Source organism: Methylococcus mesophilus (assembly GCF_026247885.1).
Lineage (GTDB): Bacteria > Pseudomonadota > Gammaproteobacteria > Methylococcales > Methylococcaceae > Methylococcus > Methylococcus mesophilus.
Genome location: NZ_CP110921.1, coordinates 4,221,991 through 4,246,998, shown reverse-complemented (window position 1 = coordinate 4,246,998; position 25,008 = coordinate 4,221,991). Strand labels below are relative to the sequence as shown.

Here is a 25,008-nt window from a genome sequence, read left to right as displayed (position 1 = left end):
GCCATGACGACTGGCAATAACGCAGCGTTCGTTCCCCTCCTCACCGTAATGGTGGACTACGGCAACGCACCATTCCTGTGGCTGGTCAACAGCCCAGACGAGACTGGAGTCGGTGGAAATCTCTGCGACGGCACCGCTTGGGATGAGTCTTTTCCGATGTCGCAAGGGCTTTGGCGTATGTTCGCGGACTGGGCCATCGAGTTTGAACAGACGGCGTTTTACTCCGACAACTTCAACGGCGATGGCTGGGACTGGATCACCTTCCACGCGCGCGGCCTGAAACTGTCGCGTTGGCTCAAAAAAGAGGTCGGCGATGCATACCGCGTCGTTTACGACAAACCCTACGAAGACCCCAACCATCGCATCGACGAACGCACCGAAATCGTCGCCGATGGCAGGCTGATGCCATTGCCACCGTTTTGCGCCTCATTTCCCGAGCCGATTCGATTTTGCCAGCACATCGTCTCTGGCGGACAAACCGGCACTGATCGCGGTGCGCTGGACTTTGCCATCAAGCACGGCTATACGCATGGCGGATGGGCACCACGTGGACGCGAGGCCGAGGATGGCCGCATTCCGCTGAAATACCAGCTCACCGAACTGGCCGACGGCGGTTATCGCCAGCGCACCTGCCGCAATGTGGAGGATAGCGACGGCACCTTGATCGTCAACTTGGGCGAGCTGGATGGTGGGTCGCTGGCGACCCAAGTCTTCGCCCAGCAGATAGGCAAACCGCATCTCGTCGTGCAGCTCGACTCTGGCGTCTCAGTGGAAACAATAGCCGCCGTTGTTGTGTGGCTGCGCAAGCACACCATCAAGACACTGAACGTCGCTGGACCGCGCGAAAGCAAGCATCCGGGCATTTGCCACCTGACCGGTGAACTGCTGGAAGCCGTCGATGCCGCGATCCGCACGGCGTGAAGTCGTAACGACGGCCAGCGCCTGTGCATGGGTACTGGGCGAAATGAGTATCGTGACAAGCGCTCGCGGCTGATCCGCTTCGACGAAACCAGCGAAATACTCCCTACTCCTTTTGTAACGTCACCGCCGGCCGGTGCACTCGGAGCGGAGCACCTGGTGCACTGTCACCGCGCTCAGCACACTGCACATTGTCGTTACTGCCAATCCTCAAACTCTCCTGGGTTTGGCACTGCCGTTACTGCCGTTGGATTTCTTTCGACAGTTTTGGCAGTACCCCGTTTGGCTCTTGATTAAATTTCGCGCCTCGCTCGAACAAGCCAGTTCGCCATTATGATCCTCCTGGGTTGCCTGCCTACGTAATCTTGGGGTTGATGGCGTAGCGGTAGGTGCGACGCCCGGTCCCTGGCCCGGCGCCGCCGACCTCCTCGGCGCGCAGCCAATGTTCGTCTTCTAGCCAGTCAAGCGCCGCCTGCACCGCCTCGTCCGCCGTGAGGCTACGCCACTGGTTACGTCGCACATCGCGCGCCGTGAAGCCGTCCTTCAACTTGCCTTGCCGCACCTTGTCCGCCAAGGCTTGTGCCGCACGCAGGCCATCGTCGGTCAGCAGCCCATAGCAGCGCCGTGCGTGGGCTTCCAGGTACTCGCACCAGGCCGCAGCTCGCAAGGCGGATTCCTTCGTCACGCGGCCGCGTTGTCCCCCATCCGCGCAATCGACCAAGTGCAGGATCAGCGCTAGCGCGGGAAACAGCTTGTCGAATTTGGCCAGGTGTTGCGCGATAATAGGATGGTCTTCTGCGGTAAGCTTTGAGCGGTGCAGCTCGCCTGACCACTCGATGAAGATTTCCTGCGCAGCCTCGTCGAACCGGAAATACGGGAACTTGGCGAAATCGTCGGCAGGGGTTGCACCCCACGCTTCTGGGCAGAATTTCGCCAGTTCGTCGAAGACCGAAAATGCCCGGTCGCGCGCCTTTTGGGCCGGAAGGCGATCACGCCACTCCCAGCTCCGGTGATCGGGGAACACGAGCACCTGAAGCCGTTGCAGCATGCCATCGTTCGCCAACGCATGGGCAGCCTGCTCCAGATACCCGGTCAGCTTGTCCGGCTGGATGCCGCCAAAGATCGAGACGCACAGGTTGGGTATGCAAATCGAGCCGCGCCCGATGCGGTCGGTATCGAAACTGGTATTCCCGTTCCACGCCTCTAGATAGAACGCCCGTTCGCCTTCGCGGCCTTCTCGCTCCCACGAAGCGAGCAAACCGACCAGCTCGTCGCGCAACACTAGGAGCCCAGCCGGGTTCTCCTGCAGCAGTTCGCCCAGCTTCTCGACGCTCGTGTCATTCTGACCTGCTCCCCGAGATTAGTCCGGTCGTGATGTAGAGTCTGCCTCGATAGGAGGCAGCATGAAGAAGCGTTTCACCGAAGAACAGATCATTGGCATCCTGAAGGAAGCCGAAGCCGGCCTAAAAGTAGCGGAGCTGTGCCGCAAGCACGGGCTCAGCGAGGCGACGTACTACAACTGGAAAGCGAAATACGGCGGCCTGACAGTGTCGGATGCGCAGCGGCTCAAGGCACTGGAGACCGAGAATGCCCGGCTCAAGCGCCTGCTGGCGGAGGCGATGCTGGACAATGCTGCGTTGAAAGAGGTTGTAGGCCGAAAGTGGTAAGCCCACAAGCCAAGAGGGTGGCGGTCTCCCATCTGATGACAAAGCACCAGATGGGCGTCACGCGGGCTTGTGGGCTGATCGGTATTTCTCGGTCGCTGTATCGCTACGAAGCTAAGCGGCCAGTAGACCAGGAGCTCAAGGAACGACTGTGCGAATTGGCAGCGCAGAAGCGGCGCTATGGGTATCGCCGGCTGCACGTGCTACTTTGCCGAGAGGGTTGGGAAATCAACCGAAAGCGCACCTATCGCGTGTATCACGAGGCCGGCCTGATGGTCCGCAAACGAAAGCGGAAGCGCATTGCCGGCGTGGAGCGCCAAATCAAGGTCGCGCCATCGGCGCCTAACGAGAGTTGGTCTATGGACTATGTTTCGGACGGTTTGGCCGATGGTCGGCGGCTGCGGTGCCTGAATATCGTCGATGACTTCACGAAGCAGTGCTTGGCCATCGAAGTCGATACTTCGCTGCCTGGCAGACGTGTAGTCGGTGTGCTGCAACGGCTGGCAGAGATCCGCGGATTGCCCAAATCAGTCACCGTCGACAACGGCCCCGAGTTTGCCGGCAAGGCTTTGGATGAATGGGCCGATAGCCAAGGACTGTGCTTGAGCTTCATCCAGCCAGGTAAGCCACAGCAGAACGCCTACATCGAAAGCTTCAACGGCAAATTCCGGGATGAATGCCTGAACGAGCATTGGTTCGTCTCGATGTGCCATGCTCGCCAAGTCATTGAGGAGTGGCGTCGGGAATACAATGAGCAACGCCCCCACAGTTCGTTGGCTTACCTGACGCCAGATCAGTTTGCAGACACATTTTTAACCGCAGACTCTATGTCCGTTTCGGACTAAATCGGGGAGCAGGTCAAACCCAGGCCTTTTTCTTTCTCGTGTCAGTTGAATCAAAGGACCGAGCTTCCCGGCTTCTTCCAGATGTTCCTGGCGACATCATATTGACATGAATCCTTGTTAGAAATGCCCCAGCCGGGACCTGCTCCGGCCGCCCAGGTTTCAACCCATTCCCCGATCGATTGGAGTCACATCATGCGTAGCACGCGATTTTTCGGATCCCTGAGCACGGTGGCCGCGATTTCTCTACTTGCGGCTTCCCCGGTTCAGGCAACGCCCAAGGTGATCTTGATTTCGCTGGATGGGGCCGAACCTTCGCGCATCCAGCAATACTTGACCCTGGGTGTTCTGCCCCGCGATAAAGGCCTGGGACTGCTGGCCAGCAAGGGCCTGATGGCGAAGCAGAACGTTACGGCTTCACCTTCGCTGACGGCGGTTGGCCATATCGCCATTGCCACCGGCTCCAGCGCGGCCAGAAACGATATTGTGGCGAATACGTTTCATCCGCTCGCCAGCCCGATCAATCGCAGCATCAGCGGGTTCGGGGCGCCCATAGGGGGCTACTCCATCGATGGCCCCATGGAAAGCGCCGACCCCACGGCCGAGCCGATGTGGCTCGCCTTGCGCGCGGCCGGCAGGACAGTCGTCGCGGCCACTTGGCCCGGCGCCGATGGCGCCACGGTTACCGCGCCAGGAATTACGCCAACCGCGATATTGCAGAAGTCCGACACCCGCACGGTGGACTACACCGTTCCGTACGGCTCGTTCGCCGGCCCCGGCGCTACGGGTTTCGTTTTGACCGCCGGGGATTTTTCTCCGGCCCCGCAATCCACAGTGGATCAACTGACCTCGGCCGGCCGAACCTTTTATGGGGAGGTCAAGCAAAAGACCGGCGCCCTGGAAACTTTCACCAGCAACGGTGTGAGCTTCAAGATTCAAGTTGCCGCCCTGGATACCAGCAACGATAACACCGTCAATTACGATACCTTGGTGTTTTTCGATACCGCCAATGGGATCAAAGCCGGCCCGTTTGCGCTGCCCTCGACCGGCCCCGCCTACGTCAAGGCAAGCGAAAAGAAATCGGCGCCGTTCTTCTTCGAAGGTACGCCGAACAAGGTAGGGGCGGCGTTTTTTGTCAGCCGGCTGGATTCCGATCTGAGCGAGGTCCATGTCGCCCGATATAGCGGCAACTTCATCCCGCGCAACGCGCCCATACTTGCCGATGTCGATGATATCAACAACAACGTGGGCTATTGGGCGCCGCAGGCGGACTATCGCATCCCCGAGCGCCTCAGTCCGGGATTCAGCAGCTTTCCCGATCGCGAAGTTGAAGACATCTACGAGGACCAAGTCAGGCTTTTTGTCGATTACCAAACCCGCGTAGCGCTACACGCCATCGAAGGAAACCCCGACGCCGATCTGGTGATGACCTATATCGAGCAGCCGGACGGTTCAGGCCATCAGTTCATGCTGACCGATGACCTTCAAGCGACGGACCCCACCGATCCCAACAGCATCGGCAGCGGCCAGGACCGTGCCAAGAAATTCCGTTATGCCAGATATCTGGAAAAAGCGTATCAGGCTGCGAACGAGGCGGTGCACCGGATAATCCAAAAGGTGGGTGTGAACCGCAGGACCGGCAAGCCTAACAGCGACATCTTCGTGGTCTCGGATCATGGCTTCGCACCCTTTCACACCGCCGTGAACCTGCCTAACCATTTTGCCAACCTGGGCATGGACACCAGCAAGGTGCGGGTCTACACCTCTGGCCCGGCGGTCAACGTCTATATCAATTTGGCCGGGCGCGAAAGTGGCGGCACGGTCGCCAAGGCCGAGTATGTGGAGCTTTTGGACAAGATCGAAACCGCGCTATGGAAATTGACTGACGACAATGCGACCTACACCCGAGGGCACGCCGGCACACCGGTGTTCGACCGGGTTTACAAGCGCCCCGTGCCGGGAGATATCAACGATCCCGCGCTGGGCCGGACGACGGATGCCTTCATCGGCCAGGATTCGGGCGACGTCTACGCCCTGCTTCGGGTCGGCTACAACTTCGACGGCACGCAAAATCCCGTGATCGTCCGCAAGGGCGACATGGCGGCTGTCGCTCCGCAATTACCCGTATTCTCGGTGCCCAACTTCTATGGCGCTCACGGTTATGCCCCGGAATATAAAGCCATGAGTGCGTCCTTTCTGGCGGCGGGACCTCACATCGGCAAGGGCCGCCCGGACAAGGTGCGCAACATCGATGTGGCCCCGACCATCCTCGGCATTCTGGGCGTTCCGCCCGCATCCACTGTGCAGGGAAAGCCTATTGAACTCTCGGGCGATCTGAGGTGGCCGCGGTAGGGGGTACGCTGAGGAATGAAGGGCACCGCCGAAATTCAGGCGGCCTTCATGACGAAGTCCACGTGCACGGAATCGTAAGGGCAAACGACCTTGCCGGCTTCGGTCTTGTCGAGCAGGCCGGCATTGAGGAGGGTTTTGACATCGCCGTGCACGGCCTTTACGTCACGTCCTGCCTGCCGCGCGACTTCGCGTAGGGTCATCGGTCCCGTTCCCGTCATTTTTTGAGGATTTCCCAGCGCTTGGGGGTTAAGGTCTTCGAGAGTTGTTCTTCGCTCTCGAAGCACATAGGCACCCCCTGGGGCTGGCCGGTTTCCATGGCTCGAATCAACCGGGCCGATACCTCTTCCCGGCTGGCTACGCCGTTCGTGATTTCATTCCTGTTCTGCTTTCCAAAGCTCCTGACGGACATTTGTACCGCCACAAACAAACTCGTCGACTAATGCCAGAATTGTTGACTAAATTACATGGTTGTTGGTGCGGGATTTCGCCGGGAAGGTTCGGCCTTCGCAAGGCGAGCCAGCTGTATCTCTTTTTATTCCTTGGACGTTTTGCTCGAGAACGGGTCCGCCTCGAACGTTCCGGTGGCTGGCACTAAATGTGCTGAATACCAGTAACAGCCATATCAGGCTTGCAACTCAGCCCATAGAACGCTTGCGGAGTACACAATGATCGAGATTACAGCAGCCGATGGCCATGTGTTTTCAGCTTATCGGTCTGATCCGACCGGAAGTGCGAAAGGTGTGGTCGTGGTTCTACAGGAAGTATTCGGCGTCAATTCCCATATTCGAAAGATGGCAGACACCTTTGCCGCACAAGGTTTTATCGCGGTTGCCCCTTGTCTTTTCGATCGCATTCAGACAGGGGTCGAACTGGGCTACGACGAAGCATCCGTCACCCAAGGGTTGGACCTCGTCAAGCAGGTGGGATTCGAGCATGCGATGGCCGATATTCAAGCGACGGTGGACGCTTTCAGCGGCGAGGGTAAGGTTGCCCTGGTCGGATACGATTGGGGGGGATACCTGGCCTACAATGCGGCGAATCGGGTGAAAGGTCTGTCGACGGCCGTGGCGTATTATGGCTGCGGGATCGTCAATGACTTTTCCCAGCGCAGAAAGGTTCCGACATTGCTGCATTTCGGGACCGCTGATCCCTACATCCCCCTCAGCCAGCAGATTATCTTCCGTGCCAACCGGCCGGACCTCCGGGTCTACGAATATCCTGCGGGTCATCATTTCGCCTGCGATGAACGCGATACCTACGATGCTGCGTCCTCCGGTAAGGCTTGGACAATGACTTTGATCCACCTTACTCATCGGCTCGAAGGACCTCCTGAGGTTACATTGAAGAATCAGGGCGCGTACGCTTCTTCGGGCGGAAAAGACAAGAAAAAGAAGCCGGCTGCTATTTCCGACGACATGGAACCGCCGATGTGACCCAAGGCCGCAACGGCCTGCTCGTGCGGTTTCATTCGTTTGGGCAGCCTTGGCCGGGGAATCGAACACGATGGCGGCGAAAATAGCACCGCCAGTGCCATTTGAAACTCCCCGGACGCAGCGGGTAAGGACGCGTTTATCAGACTCTTGATCCGATGGCTGACGGACTGCCGGGGTCGAAGGTCAGGCGCCGGGAATCACAGCTCATGTGTCCAGATTTGGAGAAAATAGAATGGCTATGAACCTCAAGGCTTTTATTTCCGGTCCCGAGTGGGTCGAAGTCAGCGTTCCCGAGTGGTTCAAGGAACGGGCGGAGACTGTCATCAAGACTCTGGGCGATGACCACGCAGAAGTACAATTGTTCAAGGAGATCCTCGCTGCCGGGACAGTTTCGGAAGACGCGGCCGAACGTGCGGATGCATTGGCGGGAACCACGCAGAGTTCGGATGTGTTTCTACTGGCTATCGACATCGCCTCCCACGCTTTCGCCGTATTGCAGACGATCACGCAGGTTGTCCCGATGACCAAGCCAAAAGCGGCGTAGCCCCCGGCTCGGGCGTATCGCCACCCCACCCGCAGGTTGAACCCCCAAAGCCTGCGGACTATTACAGGCCACTCCGACTCATCCTATGGATACGACTCTGAACGGGCCGAGCCGGCCGCCCCTGTCCTGCGGAAAACCCAAGTATCTTGTGGTCTTGCTTCATGGCGCAGGGTCCAATGGCGACGAGATCATCGATCTGTCGCTCGATTGGGCACCTACCTTGAACAAGGCCGAATTCCTGGCCCCCAACGCACCCTGGCGGGTTGACATCGCCGGGAATGGACGCCAATGGGCGGGTCCGCCTCCGGGCGATGGCGTCGAGGAGGCGGTCGAACGCCTACAGGCGTTTCTCGATGACGTCCTTGCCGAACGGCGGCTAAAGGATAGCCAACTTGCGCTGGTCGGCTTCGCTCAGGGTGCCGCTGTCGCCGTCCGTGCGGGGCTGGCCCGGTCTCAGCCTGTTGCTGCGATCGTTGCGGCTGGTCGTGGTATTGAAGAATATCCCGGAGCGGGCGGCGATCTTCGCTCGACCCCGCCGGTGCTATTGGTTGAAGCGGATATCGGCCCCGGCGCTGCAGGCCTTGCGGAGGCCGAGCGCCAGTTGCGCGACTGTAAGATTCAGGTAAAAAAGCTTGTCCATCCGGGAGACTACTATGGCCTCGACGATGAAGGCGTGGGCATGGTTGCCGACTACCTGCATCAAGCCCTGGTCACGCCCGGTCCGGATTAGGCGCACCCCTTCTGTTCATCGAAAACCATGGAGTTCCGACGTGTCGCAGTTACAGTCCGCCATCCTCACCCGCTCCGACGTTCCCACTCGCGAGGCGCTGCACGAAGCCATCAAGGCGCTCAAGTTCAAGCTATCCGTCGATGAGTCATACGCGCCGTTCGAGAGCGCGGGTTACCTGCCCTGCACCCTCAATGGCGAGGACGGCGGATTGACTATCAGGTTCGACGCGTTGGAGCCGTACCTCAGCCAATTTCCCGACCTCAAGGATCAAACCGGCCAGCGCGACACGCTGATCAGCTTGCGTTCGGGAGGCGATCCCCGCGAGGATGTTTGCGTCTTGATGCTCGCGGCCGCCTTGGCCGAGAAATTCGGCGCCATCGTCCACGATCCGAAGAAAGGCACGATCACCCCGGCGGACAAGCTGGCCGGCCAGGCACGCAGCCAGTTCGCGGAGCTGGATTAGGGATATGGCCGAAAATACTAAGCGTTAAGAAAGAAAAGTCATTCGTCACCTCGGCATGGATTGCCGAGGTCCAGGTTACATGGATGTATCAGCCTTGCCATCCCTGGCTTCTGGATTCCGGCAATCCATGCCGGAATGACGAGCGATGCGGCATTCATTTCTTTAGGCTTAGTAATTTCGGGAAGTTATTCTTCGCCAAATCCTAGGGCGAAAACTACCGGCTTTCCGTCGGTACGGCTCCGCTTTCGGCTTGAATCCTGGCCGCCTTGGCGGTCAGGTCTGCCCGGATGGCCCGCTTTCTCTTGTTTGCTTCGCCCCAGGTGATTTTCCGGTTGACCAGTTCGTCGGTGACCCGGTCGGAATCGCGATAAGCCTCGAGCGCCGCGGGAATCACGGCCGGAGCGATCTGCGAGAAGTTCTTGAGGGTCGGACCGCGGCAGGCGACGATGTCCTTGTGAACGGCCGCCAGGGTCTGCGCCTCTTCCAGCGTCGGCACGGCGGGATCGGCGAGCTGCGCAGCCGTCGGATCACTTCCGTCGAGCGGCTGATGCGCGGCGACGGCTAGATAGGCGGGGTTGGTCGCGATGCGGCCCATGCACTCGGATGCTGCCTGGTTGGCGGCCATGCTGGCGCCGCTCTGGCAGGAAAGGCAGGCCCCATGCAGCACCATGGGTTGGCAGCCGGCTATCAGCAGCAGACCTGCGCCCAAGCCCACCGCTTTGCCGATGGGGTTTCCCGCCCTGCCCGCTGACCGCGCTTTCATCCTGAACCGGCTCATCCCTTCGCCCCTGCGCTACTTCGGCGCTTCCGGTCCCTTTTGCGGAGACGAATCGGCCGCTTCTCCCGATTCCAGAAGTTTGGCCGCTTCGGGATTCGAACAGACATCGGTTTTCAGGACCTGCTCGATCCTGGCGATTTTCGCCTTGAGCGCCTCGTTCTCCGCCTTTTGCTTTTCGATCTGCTCCTGCAGGCTCGGCCCGTCCTGTGCCGCTACGCCCGCACCTGCCAACAAGGCCATTGCCAGCACGGCCGGATATCCAATGCTTTTCTTCATTCCACTTCGAGTTCCAGTTTTTTCGTTCATTTGCCGCGCGCCAGATCGACTTCCCGCTCCAGTTCCTTCAATCGCCGGTCCAGCTCGGCGCGCCTCTTGTCGAGTTCGGCCCGGGGCGACATCGTATCCGCCTTGAGCAGATCGAGCTGGTTCTGAACGCCCTTGATCTCGCGGCTCAGATCCTTCTTCTTCGATTTGGACTGAGCCAATCGGGCGTTCAGGGCATCGATGTCGCCCTGCAGACCCGCATATTGTTTTTCGGCGGCCTGCCGCTGGGCGTCCGTCTCGATGGCGGCCTGGTTCGCCTGCGCGTACGCGCTCTGCAGGCCGGCCTGGGTCTGCTGCTCCCGGCTGATGGTGGACTGCATCTGCTGCTGCCGCTGACCGTAGCTGCCGCTCGCCGAACAGCCGATGCCGCGAATGAAGCCGCCCCGGCCGGGATCGCAGTCGGTGGTGGCGCAGCCCGAAACCCAGACAGCGAGCGCCGCCGGCAATAAGATGCCTGGCCGGAAATCGAAGAAAGGCTTAGCCGACACGGTCCACACTCCGCAGTTGGGTGAGCGTATTCAGTTCCGATTCGAGCGCCTGGACCTGCTGTTCCTTTCGCGCCAGCTCTTCGTGCGCGATGTTCGCCAACTGCGGATTGGCGTTGCGCGTGTTCATGGCGATCGCCGCATGCTGCTCGGCCAGGCGCTTCTTGGCGCTGCCCAGCGTCGCCTGCAATTGGGACCGGCTCGCATCGAGATCGGCCAGTTGGCTGGCGGCCTGGGCGCGGCTGATCCGCCCGGAAGCGATGGCTTTGTTCAGCTCCGCGACCCGCGCCTTGTTGTCCTCGACGACCCGCTGGGCGACAGGAATCAGTTCGGCGAGCGACTGGTTGTCGCGGCGAATGTCGATGATTACCGCATTCAGCCGGTCTTCTTCGCGGGCATAGCCGTTCTGCAGGTTGCCCATGTAACTCCCCGCGGCACAGCCCAAGGCGGCGCCCGCGAGCAGACCGGCCACCGCGCCTTTCCAGTCTCTGCCGATCAGACCGCCGGCCAGGCCGCCGACCGCGGCGCCGGCGACGCAGCCCTCCGCCAGGGTCTGGTTGTAAGACTCGGAAAGCTGCGCCAGGCGCGCCTGGCTGGAGCTCGTATAGGGCTGACGGTAGCCGCCGGTGCTGGCGCAGCCGGAGACGAGCAGCGCCGGGATCAGCGCGCCGGCGATGAGACGCCGCCGTCCCGGAGGCCGGGGAGGCGCATCGACCCTGTTCGAATGGTTCAAAACGTTCAATCCACACCCGCCTATTTCTTGTTCAGCGCCTTGCAGTCGTTAAGCCAGGCATTCTGCCTGACCGCCGGATTCCCGCGATACGCCGTCAACTGCCTGTAATAGGTATCGGCGTAGCCGAGCAAGGCTTGGTAGTTTTTCAATTCCAGCTCGGTTTTCAGGACCTCGAACTGTTCGCCCAGTACGGGTCCGTCATAGATCGCCGCCGAGCCCAGAATCGTTTCGGAATAGTACAAGAGATTCTCCGTCAGGGCAGCACGATCACCCTTCAACTGCTCGCGGCGGGATTTGACGCCCGGGTCGTCCGCACCGAACGCCGCCTCCCGCTGCTTGAGCAGGGTTTCCGCGGCATCGACCCATTTCCCGTCCGCCCCCATCTTCTGGCAGAGGAAGGCGCCCAGGCGCAATGCCGCCTTGGCCGCCAGCTTGCGCTGGTCGTCGCGTTCCTGGATGGTGACTTTGAGCCGGTTCTGGACATTCCTGAGCCGGTTCTTCATGTTGGCATCCTGCGCCGCGTCGGAGATCACCCCCAGCTCTGCGACCGGGTCGTCCAGCCCCTTGGCGTCGATGGACTTGGGCTGGCCGGGCGAGGCTTCCGGCGTAATCGCCGCCGAGCCCAGTTTGTTCCAGCTCTCGCGCAGCAACCTGAGTTTTTCGCGGGAGGATTCCACCGGCACCGTCACGACCAACCGGAATCCTGTGGTCTCGGCCCGCCGCGGCTCGCCTTTGACGTAGAACGGCACCTCGATGCGCTGGGCGGTACGCACCTCGGCCTGCGGGGTGAAGTAGTTGCCGCCGCGCACCACGAAGCCGCCGGCCTGGCCGTGGAGCCGGTCGAGCCGGTTCAAGCGATACGGGTCGAAGACCATTTCGTCCGCGTTGCCGAGGACGTCATGCAGACCCAGCGGATTCGGCTTGAGCATGCCGATGGGCTGGGGTTTGCCGTTGGCCGATTCGGTGCCTTCGAACCAGACGTAGCGCACCATTTCGTCCTCCATCGGAAACGTCCGCTCCCGGAACTGCGCGACCGGCACGGCGAGACCGCCGCGGGCGGCGAACTCCCATTCCACCTCGGTCGGCAGGCGCAGGAATCCGGGCTGCTGGCCATCCTTCGGCAGCTTGTCCGCAGCGTTTTTCAGCAGCCATTGGGTGTAGCGGTCGGCGAACGCCATGGCCTCCAGCCAGGTGACGTCGGTCTGCGGCAGCCGCTGATCGTCCGCCGGAGCCTGGCATTGCGATCCCAGAGCGGCGTACTGGGCGCGGTTCACCTCGTATTTGCCGATGAGGTAGTAGCGGGTCTTGGCATCCTGGTCGAAGCTCCCGGCGATCTGGGCCGGACGTGGGTGCTCGGCATAGGCGTAGTCCGCATCGTCCCCGCCTACGACGATGCCGTAATCGTTGAGCGGCCCCTGGTTGGGAATCAGCACCTTGCGGAAGGCCATGGCGCCGCCGCAAGGCATGGGAAGAATCAGGTCGCCCTTGTCCGCGGCCGGATTGGACAGGTTCTTGGGCCACTCCGCCGCCCGGCTCGGCGAACCGGCGATCAGGAGCAGCGGAACCAGCGAGCGTATGAGCCCGTCGCGCAATGCGGAAATTAAGCCGCCCCTCTTCTCTCGATCTTGAATCCACATGAGTCCGCCGCTACGTTCGATCAGCATTGCGAGGGATTTTACAGGCGGTCTTGGTCGAAGCGGAGCGCTTTGGCGACACTTCGGGCTTTTTTGCCGGCTCCTCCGTTTCGCATTAGATTCGACCGCCGCGTTCCGTTTACCATGCGCCCTCCGGCCGTCTTGCTGCCAGCAAATCCCGACTGAAAACCCATGAGCCGTTACCGCACTGCGCCGCTTGCCTCCACCGAACTCCCTTCCGGCATTCCCTTCATCGTGGGTAACGAGCTGGCCGAGCGCTTCAGCTACTACGGAATGCGGGCGATCCTGGTGGTGTTCATGACCCGCTATCTGGTGGACGCGGCGGGCAACCCGGCGCCCATGCCGGAAAGCGAGGCGAAGGGCTATTTCCATTTGTTCGTGTCGCTCACCTATTTCACGCCGTTCCTCGGCGCCCTGCTGGCCGACGGCGTGCTGGGCAAGTACCGCACCATCATCGCGCTCTCGCTGGTCTATTGCCTCGGGCACTTCGCCCTGGCCCTGGACGACACCCGGATGGGCCTCCTGCTGGGCCAGTCGCTGATCGCACTGGGGGCCGGCGGCATCAAGCCCTGCGTTTCGGCGCACGTGGGCGACCAGTTCGGGCAATCCAACCGGCATTTGCTGAGCCAGGTCTACAGCTGGTTCTACCTGTCCATCAACCTGGGCGCGTTCGTATCCATGCTGTTGATTCCCTGGCTGCTGGAGCAACACGGCGCGTCGGCGGCCTTTGCCGTACCCGGACTCCTGATGCTGACGGCGACGATCGTTTTCTGGTCGGGGCGCCACCGCTTCGTGCACATTCCGCCCGGGGGCATGCGCTTCGTCAGGGAGGCATTGAGTGGCGAGGGCTTGCGCGGACTGGGCCGGCTGATCGGCGTGTTTCTCTTCATCACCATGTTCTGGGCGCTGTTCGACCAGACCGGCTCGTCCTGGGTGCTGCAATCCCAGCGCATGGACCGCGTGCTGTTCGGCCACGAGATCCTGCCCTCGCAGATCCAGGCGGCCAATCCTTTGCTGATCGTGCTGCTCACGCCCCTGTTCTACCGCCTGCTGTACCCGGCGCTGGGACGCATCGCACCGATGACCGCCCTGAACAAGATCGCGCTGGGCCTGTTGTTCACCGTGGTCGCCTTCGCCCTCGCCGCCTGGATACAGACGAAAATCGACGCAGGATTGAAGCCCTCCGTCGGCTGGCAACTGCTGGCTTACCTGCTGCTGACCTCGGCCGAGGTGATGGTGTCCATCACCTCGCTGGAGTTCGCCTACACCCAGGCGCCGCTGACCATGAAGTCCTTCGTCATGGCGCTGTATCTCGGCGCCGTGGCGCTGGGGAATCTGTTCACCGCCCTGGTGAATTTCTGGATCGAGCGCTCACAGGCGGAATGGCTGGCGGGCGCCGGCTATTTCTGGTTCTTTACCGTGCTCATGCTGGCCACGGCGCTGGGCTTTTTCGCCTACAGCCGGGGTTACAAGGAGGAAGTCTATCTCCAGGCGGAACATTAGATTTTCCGGCGCGGTAAAAGAAGAAATCCTTTCAATACCCTCACCCTGCCCCTCTCCCAGAGGCGAGAGGGAACATCGCGCCGCCCGAGGCTGCCGTCACTTGACCTCCGCCGCGCCCTCCCCGCGCGGATCGCTGGCGGCGCTCAGCCTGTTCCGCACCCGGTCCCATTGCACCGCGTGCATGTCGCCGTAGCGGTAGCCGGTCGGCTTCAGGGTGTGCCCGCGGCCCTCCAGCCCCCGGATGTCCTCGTCCGACAGCCCGCCGGGCTCGTACTCTACGACATCGGGCAGGTATTGATGATGGAAACGCCCGGTCGCCACCCAGGATTCCGGCCCATGCCCCTGGGCGAAATCGAGCACGGCCAGCAGCACCATGGAGATGATCCGGCTGCCGCCGGGCGTTCCGAGCACGGCGGTGCGGTCCTTCGTTTCCAGGAAAGTGGGCGACATGCTCGAGAGCATGCGCTTGCCCGGCGCGATCGCGTTCGCGCCGCCGCCGACCAGCCCGTAGGCGTTGGGCTTGCCGGGCGCCGTCGCGAAGTCGTCCATTTCGTCGTTAAGGAGGACGCCCGTGCCCGGCGGTACGAAGCCGGAACCGAAGCTGTTGTTGATGCTCAAGGTGGCGGCGACCAGATTGCCGTACCGGTCGATGACGGAGAAATGGCTGGTGTTGTCGCCCTGTCGGGCCGGCTCCGGCGCCGTAGCCAAGGCCACGCTGGGCAGGGCCCGGTCGGGCCGGATGGCGACGCGCAGCCCCTCCGCGTAATCCGGACTCAGCAACCGGCTCAGCGGCATCCGGACGAAGCCCGGATCGCCCAGGTAAAGATCGCGGTCGCGATAAGCGCGGCGTTCGGCTTCGATCACCAGGTGCTTACGCGTCAACGCATCCGTGCTGTCGAGATCGTAGGCGGACAATATGTTCAAGGCTTCCAGCAGGACCGTGCCGCCGCTGGACGGCGGGGCCGCGCTGGTGATCCGGATGCCGCGGTACGTTCCCTGCACCGGCGCCCGCTCCACCGCGCGATAGCCCGCCAGGTCGCCGGCCTGCCAGATGCCGCCGCCGTCCTTCACCCCTTGCACCAGGAGCCGCGCGGTCGTTCCACCGTAGAAGCCGCCATGTCCGAGCCGCGCAAATCGCCGGAGGGTTTCGGCCAAATCTTTCTGAACCAGATGAAATCCGGGTTGGGGCGCCACGCCTTGGTCCAGGAAAACGGCGCTCGCGGCGGGCGATTGCCGCAAGGCGGATTCGCGGTCTTTCGCCGCCTTCGCGTAGCGCTGGCCCACGGCGAAACCGTTTTCGGCATGGCGGATGGCGGGCGCCAGGGATTTGGCCAGAGACAGGCGCCCGTAGTCCTTGGACAGCCGCACCAGCGCCGCGGGCAGCCCCGGAATTCCGGCTGACAGCGCGCCGTCCAGCGAGGCACGTGGGCGAGGTTCGCCGCGGGCATCCAGGTACATGTCGGGCCGGGCCGCGGCCGGCGCGGTTTCCCGTCCGTCCAGCATCACGGTCTTGCCGTCGGCCGCCCGGCGCAGCAGCCAGAATCCGCCGCCGCCTATCCCTGAGCTTTGCGGCTCCACCACCGCCAGGACCGCGGATACCGCAACTGCCGCATCGAAGGCGTTGCCTCCCTGATCCAGAATTTCGAACCCCGCCTGCGTGGCCAGGGGATGGGCGCTGGCGATGGCGGCATGGCCGGGTCCGCCGGAAGCCTGAGCGGTGCAAACGGCAGCCGCGAGCAGCAGGCATCTCGAGAATGCCACAGCGGCGCGCCGCCAGCCCGGAAGGCTCCGCCCAAACCCGTAGCGGATCGATTCATCGCGCCTTGCGGACGGCGCCTGCCCCCCGAAGTCCGCCATCAGCTGCCGCTCCCGGATGATGTATCCATAGCATGTCGTTCCTTGGCAGGAGAATCCCCAGGATCGCTCCCGTGGGCCGCCCCCAAATTGACGCCAGCGGGGCAGTTCGTCCCGCTGGGATTCGGTTCCCGGATCACGACGCCCCCCGGCATTTTTTTCAATTTACCCGCGAGCCGGCTGTACATCAGAACGGCGCCGGAATTGACGACGGTAACGCCGGTGTAGCTTGCATCGCACGCCAGCATCACCCTGCCTTTTTTCACAATCAAACCGCCGGTGCCGGAAACCGGCCCATTAAAGACAACGGGCTCTGAAGGCTTTCCTGAAACTGAAATTTCCGTCTTGCCTTGCAAAACGACCGGCAGGTTGGTGTTGAACCCGTTCGAAATCTGCAGCCGGCCCTGGGCGGATATCAGCGGCGACAGGTAGGCGGAAACACCCGCCGCAACCCCATTGAGCTGCAAGCCGACGTAACCCCCGGCACCGTCATACAGAAAGTTGAAGGCATTGAGCACCCGGACCCCGGTGTTGACGAACGCCCCGCTCATCCTGTTCTCCGACCAGCGCCCCGGCTGAAGCGGGGACCAGGTGACCGATGCCGGGGTCAACGGATCCTGAGCATCCGAGACGCTGAAACCGTACCCCACCGCGCCGTTCAAATCGAGCAGCGAGACAGCCAGGGTGCCGGCAGTCAGATTCCCGGACGCAGGGTGTGCCGGCAAAGACAGCAACATGTCGTCGATGCCGGTGTCCAGCACGGCCTGCCCCACCGGGTATGCCGCTCCGTTCAAAGTAACGGACCCGGTCGGCGCCTGCCAGTCCGGCGGACTGCCGGGAACCTGCTTGAGCCCGGTGGGAATCAGCTTCTGAAAAGCGAAATCCGACACCGACACACCCGCCTTGCCGGCGTTCGCGGTATTCGCGGCCGTCAGCCCCAGTTGCACCCCCTGCGGCGTCAGGATATAGCCGGCGCGCATCGAACCGCTGCGCATGGCGTCCAGATTCAGGAAGGGATTGAACTGCTGGTTCCAACGGTCATTGTTGGGCGTGTCGCCGTGCCCGGTCCGGTCGAAGCCGATGCCCATCATGGTGACCCCGGTCGCCGGTTTGGTAACCCCGGGATTGGCACAATGATTGGGGAAAATCTCGCCGGCCGGGGCCGCCACACAGGTTTCGGTCTCCACCACCAGGATCGGCAGCGTGGCCTGAGCCGGCGCCCCGGCGCCGGTCTGGCCATCGACGGCATCCGGAAAGGTGACCTGGGTTTCTATCCACCGGCCGTTGAGCCGATTCCCGCTGCTCCAGTAGAAAATATGGCCGGGTTTGCCCTTCGTCGGGAAATTCGGCGGCAGCAGGTCGCGGCTCACGGCGATGCCGCGCGAGCCGGTATCGAGCTGGAAGCTTATGGTATTCCCCCCTATCGTCGCGTTCATTCTCAACTCCGCCGGCATGCCGGCCGATCCGAAGGGGACGGGAGCAGCGTAGGGGACGGTGAACGATTGGGTGTAAGCGTCGTAAAGATTCCAGGTCAGCGGCGCGGCCTGGGCGATGGCGGAAGGCGCCGAAACAACGAAAGCGAAAACAGATGCCGATAAACGTCGCACAAGTCAATCCTCCTGAGTCTTTGGTTCATCCTTGACGAACCAGATAGATACTGCGTTAAAGCCTGAGGCGCGGGGTCGAATCCAGGCGCACTCAACCCCACAGGGATCAGTGATTCACGCACTGCGCGGCCAGTGAACTGTCCCGTATCACCGTACCGCCCGACTGTTTCACCAGCATCCCTTGAAGCGTCCCGCCCAGCTTCAGCGTACCGCCTTTTGCAACCTTGGTGACGCCCGAATAGGCGGTATCGCAGGTGATCGTGACCGTCGCGCCTTTGCCGACCACGAGCCCACCGGCGCCGGAAACCGGCCCGTTGAACACGACGCCGTCCGGCCCCGAAAAACGGGTCATGGTTTGCCCCAAAGCCGGAAAGGCATTGAGAATCACCGGATAATCCGTGGTGAAATTCCCGCCGAAGGAAACGTCTCCGACCAGTGTCGCCACCGCCGAAAAGTCGACGCTGGATCCCGCCGGCACAGCGCTCTGGCGCAGGCCGAGGAAACCCGCCTCGGCGTCGTACAGAATGTCGAATCCGTTCAGCAAATCCCGCCCGGTATTGACGAAGGTTCGAGTGTGCTTGTTCTCCGAAAACCGGCCGGGCTGCAAACCCACCCAGTTGATCCCGTTGGGATAGAGCACGTCAGCGGAATTACCGCCGGTCCAGTTCACCGCGACCTGGCCCTGGGTTCCCAACAGGGAGACCGACAGCGACGAGCCATTGGGGATGAGGCCGGAGGTCGGCTGGCCGGGCAAGGTCAAAAGGCCGTTACCGCTGCCCATGTCGATGACCACCTGACCCGGCGGATACGCCTTGCCCTCATACGTCACGCTGCCCAAGGGAGCCTGCCAGTCCGGCGGGCTGCCCGGCACCTGGGCCAGGCCGGTCGGCAGCAGCTTGCCGAAGGCGAAACCGCTGCCGGCATTGCCGGCGGTCAAGCCCAGATAGACGCCCTGCTGGGTGATGAGGTAGCCGCTGCGCATGCCGCCCGATTTCATCTGATCGAGGTTCAGGAAAAGGTTGCGCTGCTGGTTATAGGCATTGTTTTCCGGCGCGGTTCCCCTGCCCGTCCGGTCGAACCCCACCCCGACTACCGCCGTCGTGTTGTCCTGCCCGATCGGCACCGTCTTGCCCTCCATCGATTTGCAGCTTGACGGCTGATCCGGCCAGGGCTTGCCGGCAGGCGGCTTGACGCAGGTCATACTTTCGATGACCAGGATGGGGAGATCGGCGCCGATCTGGACCGGATTGCCCGTCAAGTCCACCGCCTCCGGCAAGGTCACCCGGGTATGGGTCCAGCGGCCGTTGAGCTTGATACCGCTTTCCCAGTAAAAGATGTATCCCTCCGGGCCGGAGACCTGGAAATCGGAGGGCAACAGATATTTGCTGACGATGATGCCGCGCGATCCCGTGTCCATGTTTGCGGTGATGGGAGCGCCTCCGTTGACGGAAATCGCGATCTCCGGATAGGGAACATTCGGGTTTCCGAAATTCATCGCCGAAGCATTGGCGAAAGGCACCCGGAATGACGTGGCGTATTGGTCATAGAGAGACCATTCGGCCTCTGCGGCACCGGCAGCCAGTAATGCCGCTGACAGAACCGCATGACCGCGGAGAACTCTGTTCATGACGAGCCTCGCCTCATGCTCAGTTTTTTACTGGCCGGAAGCCCACCACGCCATGCTCCAGATCGAACATGACGTCGTAATGGGTATAGAACATCAAGCCAGTATTCATGTATCCGGACCAAGTGGGACCGCCATCGCTTTTTCGCACGTTAGCCGCAACTTCATTAACGGTAATGGTCTGACCAGTCTTAAAAGTAAAATCGAAACCTGCGTCGTTATCCGTATTAATTTTAAATTGAACTCCAGATTTGAAATTTCCGGTATAAGGTCCGCTACCCTTAGGCTTGCGGAGAAAGAGTGGATCGATAGCCAAAGTGTCATTTTGCCAAATGGTCGTCGCGGGCGCCCCAGTGTCGAGGGTCAGCCCTATATTCTGAAATGACTGAGTATGATACTGCGGGCTTTTATAATCATGATTACTAACAAGCCAAGCCAGATCCGCATTCACAATCTGCTCGCTGTACGTGGGCATGTTGCTGATGGGAAAGTTTGGATATGGCATACAAGTAGCGGAAGGGTTCTCCGGCGCCCCGCCGGCACTCTCGCAGGTCAAGTTCATCCGCAGCTCCGCAGAGCCGATCCATGTGGTGAAATCACTTATATCATCCTCGGTAATCCCGATCTGCAAAGTCGGCTTGGATTTTCCCAGCGGACCCACATGGACGATAAAACCGTTAGTCAGGCCGGCTTCCGGTACCTGAGGGAGAACCGAATAGACGCCGGCGGCATTATCGGCCGTCATTATAGGAAAAAGCGCCGCACCGAAGTCACCATAGAAATGCCCGAACAAGGGCGGCTTACCTGTCGCCAAGGCCTTATACCAGGCCTTGACCTTCTTCGGCTTTTTCTTGTCCGCGAAGGCTGTAATCTGAGCGACGCCGACCGGAGCCGCGGACTCGCACTGTTTGGCGAATCCGGATCCCTCAGGTTTATACAGCGCCACCACCGTATCCACCAGATTGGCCGTGTATTCATTGCCGGATGTATAGGCTATAGAAAGCGCATCGGTCTGGACTGTCTCGTAATTCCCCCACCACTGCCCTTTCTTCTTCGGTGGCGTAGGCGTATACGCCGCCCAGAATCCCGGACCGCCGGTATCGAATTCGTACAGCTGAGGCGCCCCGCCGCCGAGCCCGACATGGATGCCGAGCTTGTATTCAGGCGACTTCCCGGAACCTGCATTGACGTTGACGAGCTTCAGCGGAACGATACACGGCGCGGCTGACTGCGCGGCCTGCGCCGATACCAGTCCTACCCCGAGAATCAGCCAGGAATAACAACCCCGATAACGTACGCTCTTTGCCATTTCATCTCTCCGTAAGAATGATTAGCGCATGATTATTTACTAATATCGCCAAGGGCGAAATTGCGACCTGCATAGCATGATCCGCAGCCCAAGGCATGCATATCGCCCCCTCTTCGCCTTGATTGAGGGGCGGTATTGACAGATTTTATTCCTGAAAGTTGCACCGATTCCGTTAAGGTTTCATTTACATCGCGAACATTGCCATGGCTCGGTGCGTGGAAAACTCAAATCCTATCACGATGATCCAAATAACAGCATGCAAAGCAACGATTGCCCTGAACATGGTCTGGAACCGCGATTTCCTGAGCTTGTGCCGGTATTCCCGCTGGGCGATCAGGGCGCCCGGCCAGCCGCCGAACAGGGCGAAGAGATGCAGGTAGGTTTCAGGCACGCGCCAGTGCCCGGTGATCGAGGAACGCTTGTCCAGGCCATAGAGGAAAAGCGTGATGGCGCTGATGAACACGTACATCAGGAGAGGAATGGGGTTGCCGACGCTCCACAGCAGCCAGGTCGACAGCAGAAAGGGCAAGCCGATGATGCCGTTGACGTAGGGCGAGCGCTCCAAGGGCTTGACCTGGGCGGGCCCGAACCGCGGCGCGGCGTACTTGATCCCCTCGATCGCCGCATGCCGCAGCCGCTCCCGCCCGTCGGCCTCGGTCTCGATGCGGTAGTGCACGATATCGCCGATCTGAGGCCGCCGGCTCATGCCCTTCTTGAAGGCGCTGATGTGGATGAAGAGATCGTGCGCTCCCGCGAACGGGCGGATGAACCCGAACCCCTTTTCATCCTGCCAGACCACCAGCTCACCGACCTGGAATGGCGATAGCTTTCCCATGTACGCACCCTGCCCGATTGTTTTCGTTGTCCGGCCCTCCCCGCGGGCCGGACGCTTATTCTAATCGGTCGGGAACGGGAAAAATCAGCGGGCGGCCTCCCGGTTGATCATCCAGTAGACGACGGGCACGACCCACAGGGTGAACAGGGTGGAGGCGAAGATGCCGAAGATGAAACTCCAGGCCAGGCCGGAGAAGATCGGATCCAGGGTGATGACGAAGGAGCCGAACATGGCGGCTCCGGCGGTGAGGAAGATGGGCCGCAGGCGAGTGGCGCCGGCTTCCACGAGCGCGTCGAACAGCGGCCTGCCCTGTTCCCTCAGGCGCTCGATGAAGTCGATGAGGATGATGGAATTGCGCACCACGATGCCGGCCAGGGCGATCATGCCGATCATGCCGGTGGCGGTGAACAGGATGGGATTGTCGTAGCCGGCCACCGGCGAGGTGAACAGCAGGTTCAGCAGCCAGAATCCGGGCATGATGCCGATGATGGTCAGCGGAATCGCCACCATGATGACCAGGGGCATGCCGAGCGAGCCGGTCTGAGCCACCAGCAGCACGTAGATCATGACCAGCGCGGCGCCGAACGCCAGCCCAAGGTCGCGGAACACATCGACGGTGATCTTCCATTCCCCTTCCCCGGCCAGGTCGACCTTGTAGCCCGCGGGCAGCGGCTTGGCCTCCTCGATGTCGCCCCAGTCCAGCACCGCTTCGACCGGGGTGCGGCCCGCCATTTCGGCGGTGACGTAATTCAGCCGGAGCAGATTCTTGTGGTAGATGGTGCGGTCTGCCTGGTCCTCGACCAGGGTGCCCACCTCGCCGAGCGGCACCAGCTGGCCGCCCGCCCCTCTCACCTTGAGCGTCATCAGTTCGGCCATGGACGACCGCTCGGCACGCGGCAGCCGGAGCACGATCTCGAGCGGCTCGCGCTCTCCCCGCATATGAACGGTGCCGATGAACCGCCCGGCCATCGCGGCCTGCAAGGCTTCGGTCAGCGCCGTTGCGCCGAGTCCGTTGAGCGCCGCCTTGTCGCGGTCCACCAAGTAGCGAATGAGCGTCTTGGGCTCGTCTACCAGGTCGTCGACGTCGACCATGCCGGCGATACCGGCGATGTCGTCCCTGACCCGTTCGGTCACCCGGTCCAGTTCGGCGGGCTCGGCATCCAGCGGGCCGTAGACTTCGGCGACGAAGGTGGAAAGCACCGGCGGACCGGGCGGGGTTTCCACGATCTTGGCCTTGGCCCCGAAGCGCGCGGCGATGCGCTCCACGTCCGGGCGTATCCGCAGCGCGATCTCGTGCGACTGCTGCTCGCGCCGCTCCTTCGGCAGCAGGCTGATGCGGATTTCGCCGACGTAGCCGCCGCGGCGCAGGTAGTAATGCCGCACCATGCCGTTGAAATCCATGGGCGAGGCCAGACCGACGTAGGTCTCGAAATCGGTGACTTCGTTGACCCGCGCCAGGTAGTCGCCCAACGCCCGCGCCACCGCGTCGGTGCGTTCGAGGCTGGCATCGCGCGGCATGTCGATCACCAGCTGCAGTTCGTTCTTGTTGTCGAACGGCAGCAGCTTCAGCGGCACCACCCGCGTCACGGCGAGCAGGCTCGACGCCACCAGGGCGCCGACCATCAGCCAGATGAACAGCTTGGCCCGTCCGGGCTGCAACACCAGCGCACCCAGGGTACGGCGATAGAACCTGTAGATCGGGCTGTCCTGTAGGGAATACGCAGCCTCGCCCGTGCCGTATTCGCTCTTCAGCAGGTAATAGCTGGCCCAGGGGGTGACGGTGAAGGCGACCAGCAGCGACATCAGCATGGCGATCGGCACGTTGAACGCCATCGGCGCCATGTAGGGGCCCATCATGCCGGTGATGAAGAACATCGGCAGGAAGGAGACGATGACGGTGAAGGTCGCGAAGATGGTCGGCGGCCGGACTTCGTCGACAGCGGTGATCGCGGCCTCAAGGGGCGGCTCACGCCGCAGCTTGAAGTGGCGGTAGATGTTCTCGACGTCGACGATGGGATCGTCCACCAGCAGGCCCAGCGAGAGGATCAGGGCGAATAGCGTGACGCGGTTGATGGTGTAGCCGAAGACGAGGTCGAACAGCAGGGTGATGCCCAGCGTCATCGGCACCGCCAGCGCCACGATGAAGGCCTCCTTCGGCCCCAAGGCGAAAGCCAGCAGCACGATGATGGTGACGATGGCGATGAAGAGATGCTTCACCAGCTCGTTGACCTTGTGGTTCGCGGTCTCGCCGTAGTCGCGCGAGATCGTGACGGTAACGTCTTCCGGGATGAGCGTGCCGTAAAGGCCTTCGACTTCCTCGATGACCCGCTCGCTCACGCTGACCGCGTTCGCGCCCCGGCGCTTCGCGACCGCGAGGGTCACCGCCTGGCGCTCTTCGCCGGGCCTGGCGCTTGTGGTGAGCGGCGCCGAACCAGCGGCGGTCTGGCCGACCGACCTGCTTTCCGCCGCCGCGGCGCCGAAACCGACGCGGGTATAGCTTTCGACCTCGGCCGGCCCGTCGATCACCTCGGCCACCTCGCTCAGGCGCACCACCCGGCCGTCGCGGTGACCGACTGTGGTGCCGGCGACGGTTTCAAGAGAGGTGAAAATCGCTCCGGCTTCGATATCGACCCCGCGATTGGCGCGGTCGAAACTTCCGGCTTCGAGCTTGAAGTTGGCGGCCCGCAGAGATCCGATCAGATCGGCGATATCCAGCCCGTGCGCCGCCAGCCGCGCCGGGTCCGGATGAATCCGCACGGTCCGGCGCTGGCCGCCGACCACGTAGATGCGGCCGGTGTCCTCCCGGGAAGACAGCTTGTCCTTCATCTCGTCGGCCAGACGCCGCAGCGTCGCCGCATCGTACAAGGGATTGGGCGAGGACAGGGTGAAAGTGAGGATGGGCACGTCGTCGATCTCGACAGGCTTGACCAGCCAGGACTCGACGATGGGCGGAATGGCGTCCTTGTTCGACATCAGCTTGCTCCAGACTTTAAGCAAGCTGTCCTCGCGGTCCTCGCCGACGTAGAAACGCACGGTCACGACGGCCTCGCCGGCGCGAGAGGCGGAATAGACGTACTCCACGCCGTCGATCTCCCGCAGCCGGATCTCCAGCGGCGTCGCCACCAGTTTCTCGACCTCCTCGGCCGAGGCGCCCGGCGCGCTGACGAACACGTCCGCCACCGGCACCACGATCTGGGGTTCCTCTTCCCGCGGCGTCAGCAGCAAGGCCGCCGCGCCGAGCAGGAAGGAGGCGATAAGGAAGACCAGGGACAGCTTGGAGGTGATGAAGACCCGGACAATCGCCGCCGTCAGGCCCCGCTCGTCGTTTGGTTTGGCCATGCGGTTCTCCGGAACG

Annotated in this window: 21 protein-coding genes and 1 pseudogene; 8 read left to right on the top strand and 14 right to left on the bottom strand. The window is 61.9% G+C overall.

Annotation, left to right across the window (positions count from 1 at the left end):
• The first annotated feature begins 3 nt into the window (after nucleotides 1-3).
• Nucleotides 4-921 (top strand): putative molybdenum carrier protein, encoded by a 918-nt coding sequence (locus OOT43_RS19955; RefSeq protein ID WP_266022464.1) that lies wholly within the window; start codon nucleotides 4-6, stop codon nucleotides 919-921.
• A 352-nt stretch (nucleotides 922-1,273) separates the two neighbouring features.
• On the opposite strand, the pseudogene OOT43_RS19950 reads toward OOT43_RS19955, so the two are convergent.
• Nucleotides 1,274-2,248 (bottom strand): annotated as a pseudogene (locus OOT43_RS19950) (DUF3987 domain-containing protein); the annotation flags it as partial.
• A 73-nt stretch (nucleotides 2,249-2,321) separates the two neighbouring features.
• Between OOT43_RS19950 and OOT43_RS19945 the strand changes: the two are divergent.
• Together OOT43_RS19945 and OOT43_RS19940 are read left to right on the top strand one after the other, a co-directional pair.
• Nucleotides 2,322-3,427 (top strand): IS3 family transposase gene (locus tag OOT43_RS19945; protein WP_394358011.1). Its coding sequence is split into 2 segments (ribosomal slippage): nucleotides 2,322-2,580 and nucleotides 2,580-3,427, totalling 1,107 coding nucleotides; the frame shifts between segments, so codons are not numbered across the junction.
• A gap of 192 nt (nucleotides 3,428-3,619) precedes the next feature.
• On the top strand, nucleotides 3,620-5,776 hold the full coding sequence (locus tag OOT43_RS19940; protein WP_266022463.1) for an alkaline phosphatase family protein: 2,157 nt from the start codon (nucleotides 3,620-3,622) through the stop codon (nucleotides 5,774-5,776).
• Nucleotides 5,777-5,811: 35 nt separating this feature from the next.
• On the opposite strand, the gene OOT43_RS19935 is transcribed toward OOT43_RS19940, so the two are convergent.
• Together OOT43_RS19935 and OOT43_RS19930 are read right to left on the bottom strand one after the other, a co-directional pair.
• Complete coding sequence (locus OOT43_RS19935; RefSeq protein ID WP_266022462.1) at nucleotides 5,812-5,976, bottom strand: HVO_A0114 family putative DNA-binding protein; 165 nt, start codon at nucleotides 5,974-5,976, stop codon at nucleotides 5,812-5,814.
• A 14-nt stretch (nucleotides 5,977-5,990) separates the two neighbouring features.
• Nucleotides 5,991-6,197 (bottom strand): hypothetical protein, encoded by a 207-nt coding sequence (locus tag OOT43_RS19930; RefSeq protein ID WP_266022460.1) that lies wholly within the window; start codon nucleotides 6,195-6,197, stop codon nucleotides 5,991-5,993.
• A gap of 244 nt (nucleotides 6,198-6,441) precedes the next feature.
• Between OOT43_RS19930 and OOT43_RS19925 the strand changes: the two genes are divergently transcribed.
• The 4 genes from OOT43_RS19925 (at nucleotide 6,442) to OOT43_RS19910 (ending at nucleotide 8,946) form a co-directional block, all read left to right on the top strand.
• Entirely contained in the window at nucleotides 6,442-7,209 is a 768-nt protein-coding gene (locus tag OOT43_RS19925; protein WP_266022459.1) for a dienelactone hydrolase family protein, read from the top strand.
• Nucleotides 7,210-7,441: 232 nt separating this feature from the next.
• Complete coding sequence (locus OOT43_RS19920) at nucleotides 7,442-7,753, top strand: hypothetical protein (RefSeq protein ID WP_266022458.1); 312 nt, start codon at nucleotides 7,442-7,444, stop codon at nucleotides 7,751-7,753.
• Nucleotides 7,754-7,838: 85 nt separating this feature from the next.
• Nucleotides 7,839-8,483, top strand: coding sequence for an alpha/beta hydrolase (locus tag OOT43_RS19915; protein ID WP_266022456.1), 645 nt, complete (start codon nucleotides 7,839-7,841; stop codon nucleotides 8,481-8,483).
• A 40-nt stretch (nucleotides 8,484-8,523) separates the two neighbouring features.
• Complete coding sequence (locus OOT43_RS19910; RefSeq protein WP_266022455.1) at nucleotides 8,524-8,946, top strand: hypothetical protein; 423 nt, start codon at nucleotides 8,524-8,526, stop codon at nucleotides 8,944-8,946.
• Between the two features lie 214 nt (nucleotides 8,947-9,160).
• Here the strand turns inward: OOT43_RS19910 and OOT43_RS19905 are convergent, their stop codons facing one another.
• Genes OOT43_RS19905 through OOT43_RS19885 form a run of 5 tightly spaced genes read right to left on the bottom strand, consistent with a single transcriptional unit; the run spans nucleotide 9,161 to nucleotide 12,903 of the window.
• Nucleotides 9,161-9,709: a hypothetical protein gene (locus tag OOT43_RS19905; protein WP_266022454.1), complete on the bottom strand. Its 549-nt coding sequence runs from the start codon at nucleotides 9,707-9,709 to the stop codon at nucleotides 9,161-9,163.
• Between the two features lie 30 nt (nucleotides 9,710-9,739).
• Nucleotides 9,740-10,000: a hypothetical protein gene (locus OOT43_RS19900; RefSeq protein ID WP_266022453.1), complete on the bottom strand. Its 261-nt coding sequence runs from the start codon at nucleotides 9,998-10,000 to the stop codon at nucleotides 9,740-9,742.
• A gap of 26 nt (nucleotides 10,001-10,026) precedes the next feature.
• A complete protein-coding gene (locus tag OOT43_RS19895) occupies nucleotides 10,027-10,536 on the bottom strand; it encodes a hypothetical protein (protein ID WP_266022451.1) in 510 nt (169 codons plus the stop codon).
• A complete protein-coding gene (locus OOT43_RS19890) occupies nucleotides 10,526-11,266 on the bottom strand; it encodes a glycine zipper 2TM domain-containing protein (protein ID WP_266022450.1) in 741 nt (246 codons plus the stop codon). Before OOT43_RS19890 ends, OOT43_RS19895 begins: the two co-directional genes overlap by 11 nt.
• A gap of 20 nt (nucleotides 11,267-11,286) precedes the next feature.
• Nucleotides 11,287-12,903: a formylglycine-generating enzyme family protein gene (locus OOT43_RS19885; RefSeq protein WP_266022449.1), complete on the bottom strand. Its 1,617-nt coding sequence runs from the start codon at nucleotides 12,901-12,903 to the stop codon at nucleotides 11,287-11,289.
• A 189-nt stretch (nucleotides 12,904-13,092) separates the two neighbouring features.
• Between OOT43_RS19885 and OOT43_RS19880 the strand changes: the two genes are divergently transcribed.
• Entirely contained in the window at nucleotides 13,093-14,424 is a 1,332-nt protein-coding gene (locus OOT43_RS19880; RefSeq protein ID WP_266022448.1) for a POT family MFS transporter, read from the top strand.
• Between the two features lie 96 nt (nucleotides 14,425-14,520).
• Here OOT43_RS19880 and ggt read toward each other — a convergent pair whose 3' ends face one another.
• The 6 genes from ggt to OOT43_RS19850 form a co-directional block, all read right to left on the bottom strand.
• The gene (gene ggt / locus OOT43_RS19875) at nucleotides 14,521-16,185 is read right to left on the bottom strand and encodes a gamma-glutamyltransferase (RefSeq protein WP_266022447.1); all 1,665 of its coding nucleotides are present in this window, start codon (nucleotides 16,183-16,185) and stop codon (nucleotides 14,521-14,523) included.
• A gap of 95 nt (nucleotides 16,186-16,280) precedes the next feature.
• The gene (locus OOT43_RS19870) at nucleotides 16,281-17,885 is read right to left on the bottom strand and encodes a hypothetical protein (RefSeq protein WP_266022446.1); all 1,605 of its coding nucleotides are present in this window, start codon (nucleotides 17,883-17,885) and stop codon (nucleotides 16,281-16,283) included.
• Nucleotides 17,886-17,991: 106 nt separating this feature from the next.
• A complete protein-coding gene (locus OOT43_RS19865) occupies nucleotides 17,992-19,512 on the bottom strand; it encodes a hypothetical protein (protein WP_266022445.1) in 1,521 nt (506 codons plus the stop codon).
• Between the two features lie 19 nt (nucleotides 19,513-19,531).
• On the bottom strand, nucleotides 19,532-20,818 hold the full coding sequence (locus tag OOT43_RS19860) for a hypothetical protein (protein ID WP_266022444.1): 1,287 nt from the start codon (nucleotides 20,816-20,818) through the stop codon (nucleotides 19,532-19,534).
• 184 nt (nucleotides 20,819-21,002) lie between these two features.
• Nucleotides 21,003-21,653 (bottom strand): cold shock and DUF1294 domain-containing protein, encoded by a 651-nt coding sequence (locus OOT43_RS19855; protein WP_266022443.1) that lies wholly within the window; start codon nucleotides 21,651-21,653, stop codon nucleotides 21,003-21,005.
• 84 nt (nucleotides 21,654-21,737) lie between these two features.
• The gene (locus OOT43_RS19850) at nucleotides 21,738-24,992 is read right to left on the bottom strand and encodes an efflux RND transporter permease subunit (RefSeq protein WP_266022441.1); all 3,255 of its coding nucleotides are present in this window, start codon (nucleotides 24,990-24,992) and stop codon (nucleotides 21,738-21,740) included.
• Nucleotides 24,993-25,008: the final 16 nt, after the last annotated feature.

What these genes read in the sequence shown, in the direction of transcription:
- OOT43_RS19955 (WP_266022464.1), top strand. Translation starts at nt 4, where the DNA reads ATGACGACTGGCAATAACGCAGCGTTCGTTCCCCTCCTCACCGTAATG.
- OOT43_RS19940 (WP_266022463.1), top strand. Translation starts at nt 3,620, where the DNA reads ATGCGTAGCACGCGATTTTTCGGATCCCTGAGCACGGTGGCCGCGATT.
- OOT43_RS19935 (WP_266022462.1), bottom strand. Translation starts at nt 5,976, where the DNA reads ATGACCCTACGCGAAGTCGCGCGGCAGGCAGGACGTGACGTAAAGGCC.
- OOT43_RS19925 (WP_266022459.1), top strand. Translation starts at nt 6,442, where the DNA reads ATGATCGAGATTACAGCAGCCGATGGCCATGTGTTTTCAGCTTATCGG.
- OOT43_RS19920 (WP_266022458.1), top strand. Translation starts at nt 7,442, where the DNA reads ATGGCTATGAACCTCAAGGCTTTTATTTCCGGTCCCGAGTGGGTCGAA.
- OOT43_RS19915 (WP_266022456.1), top strand. Translation starts at nt 7,839, where the DNA reads ATGGATACGACTCTGAACGGGCCGAGCCGGCCGCCCCTGTCCTGCGGA.
- OOT43_RS19905 (WP_266022454.1), bottom strand. Translation starts at nt 9,709, where the DNA reads ATGAAAGCGCGGTCAGCGGGCAGGGCGGGAAACCCCATCGGCAAAGCG.
- OOT43_RS19900 (WP_266022453.1), bottom strand. Translation starts at nt 10,000, where the DNA reads ATGAAGAAAAGCATTGGATATCCGGCCGTGCTGGCAATGGCCTTGTTG.
- OOT43_RS19885 (WP_266022449.1), bottom strand. Translation starts at nt 12,903, where the DNA reads ATGTGGATTCAAGATCGAGAGAAGAGGGGCGGCTTAATTTCCGCATTG.
- OOT43_RS19880 (WP_266022448.1), top strand. Translation starts at nt 13,093, where the DNA reads ATGAGCCGTTACCGCACTGCGCCGCTTGCCTCCACCGAACTCCCTTCC.
- OOT43_RS19865 (WP_266022445.1), bottom strand. Translation starts at nt 19,512, where the DNA reads ATGAACAGAGTTCTCCGCGGTCATGCGGTTCTGTCAGCGGCATTACTG.
- OOT43_RS19860 (WP_266022444.1), bottom strand. Translation starts at nt 20,818, where the DNA reads ATGGCAAAGAGCGTACGTTATCGGGGTTGTTATTCCTGGCTGATTCTC.
- OOT43_RS19855 (WP_266022443.1), bottom strand. Translation starts at nt 21,653, where the DNA reads ATGGGAAAGCTATCGCCATTCCAGGTCGGTGAGCTGGTGGTCTGGCAG.
- OOT43_RS19850 (WP_266022441.1), bottom strand. Translation starts at nt 24,992, where the DNA reads ATGGCCAAACCAAACGACGAGCGGGGCCTGACGGCGGCGATTGTCCGG.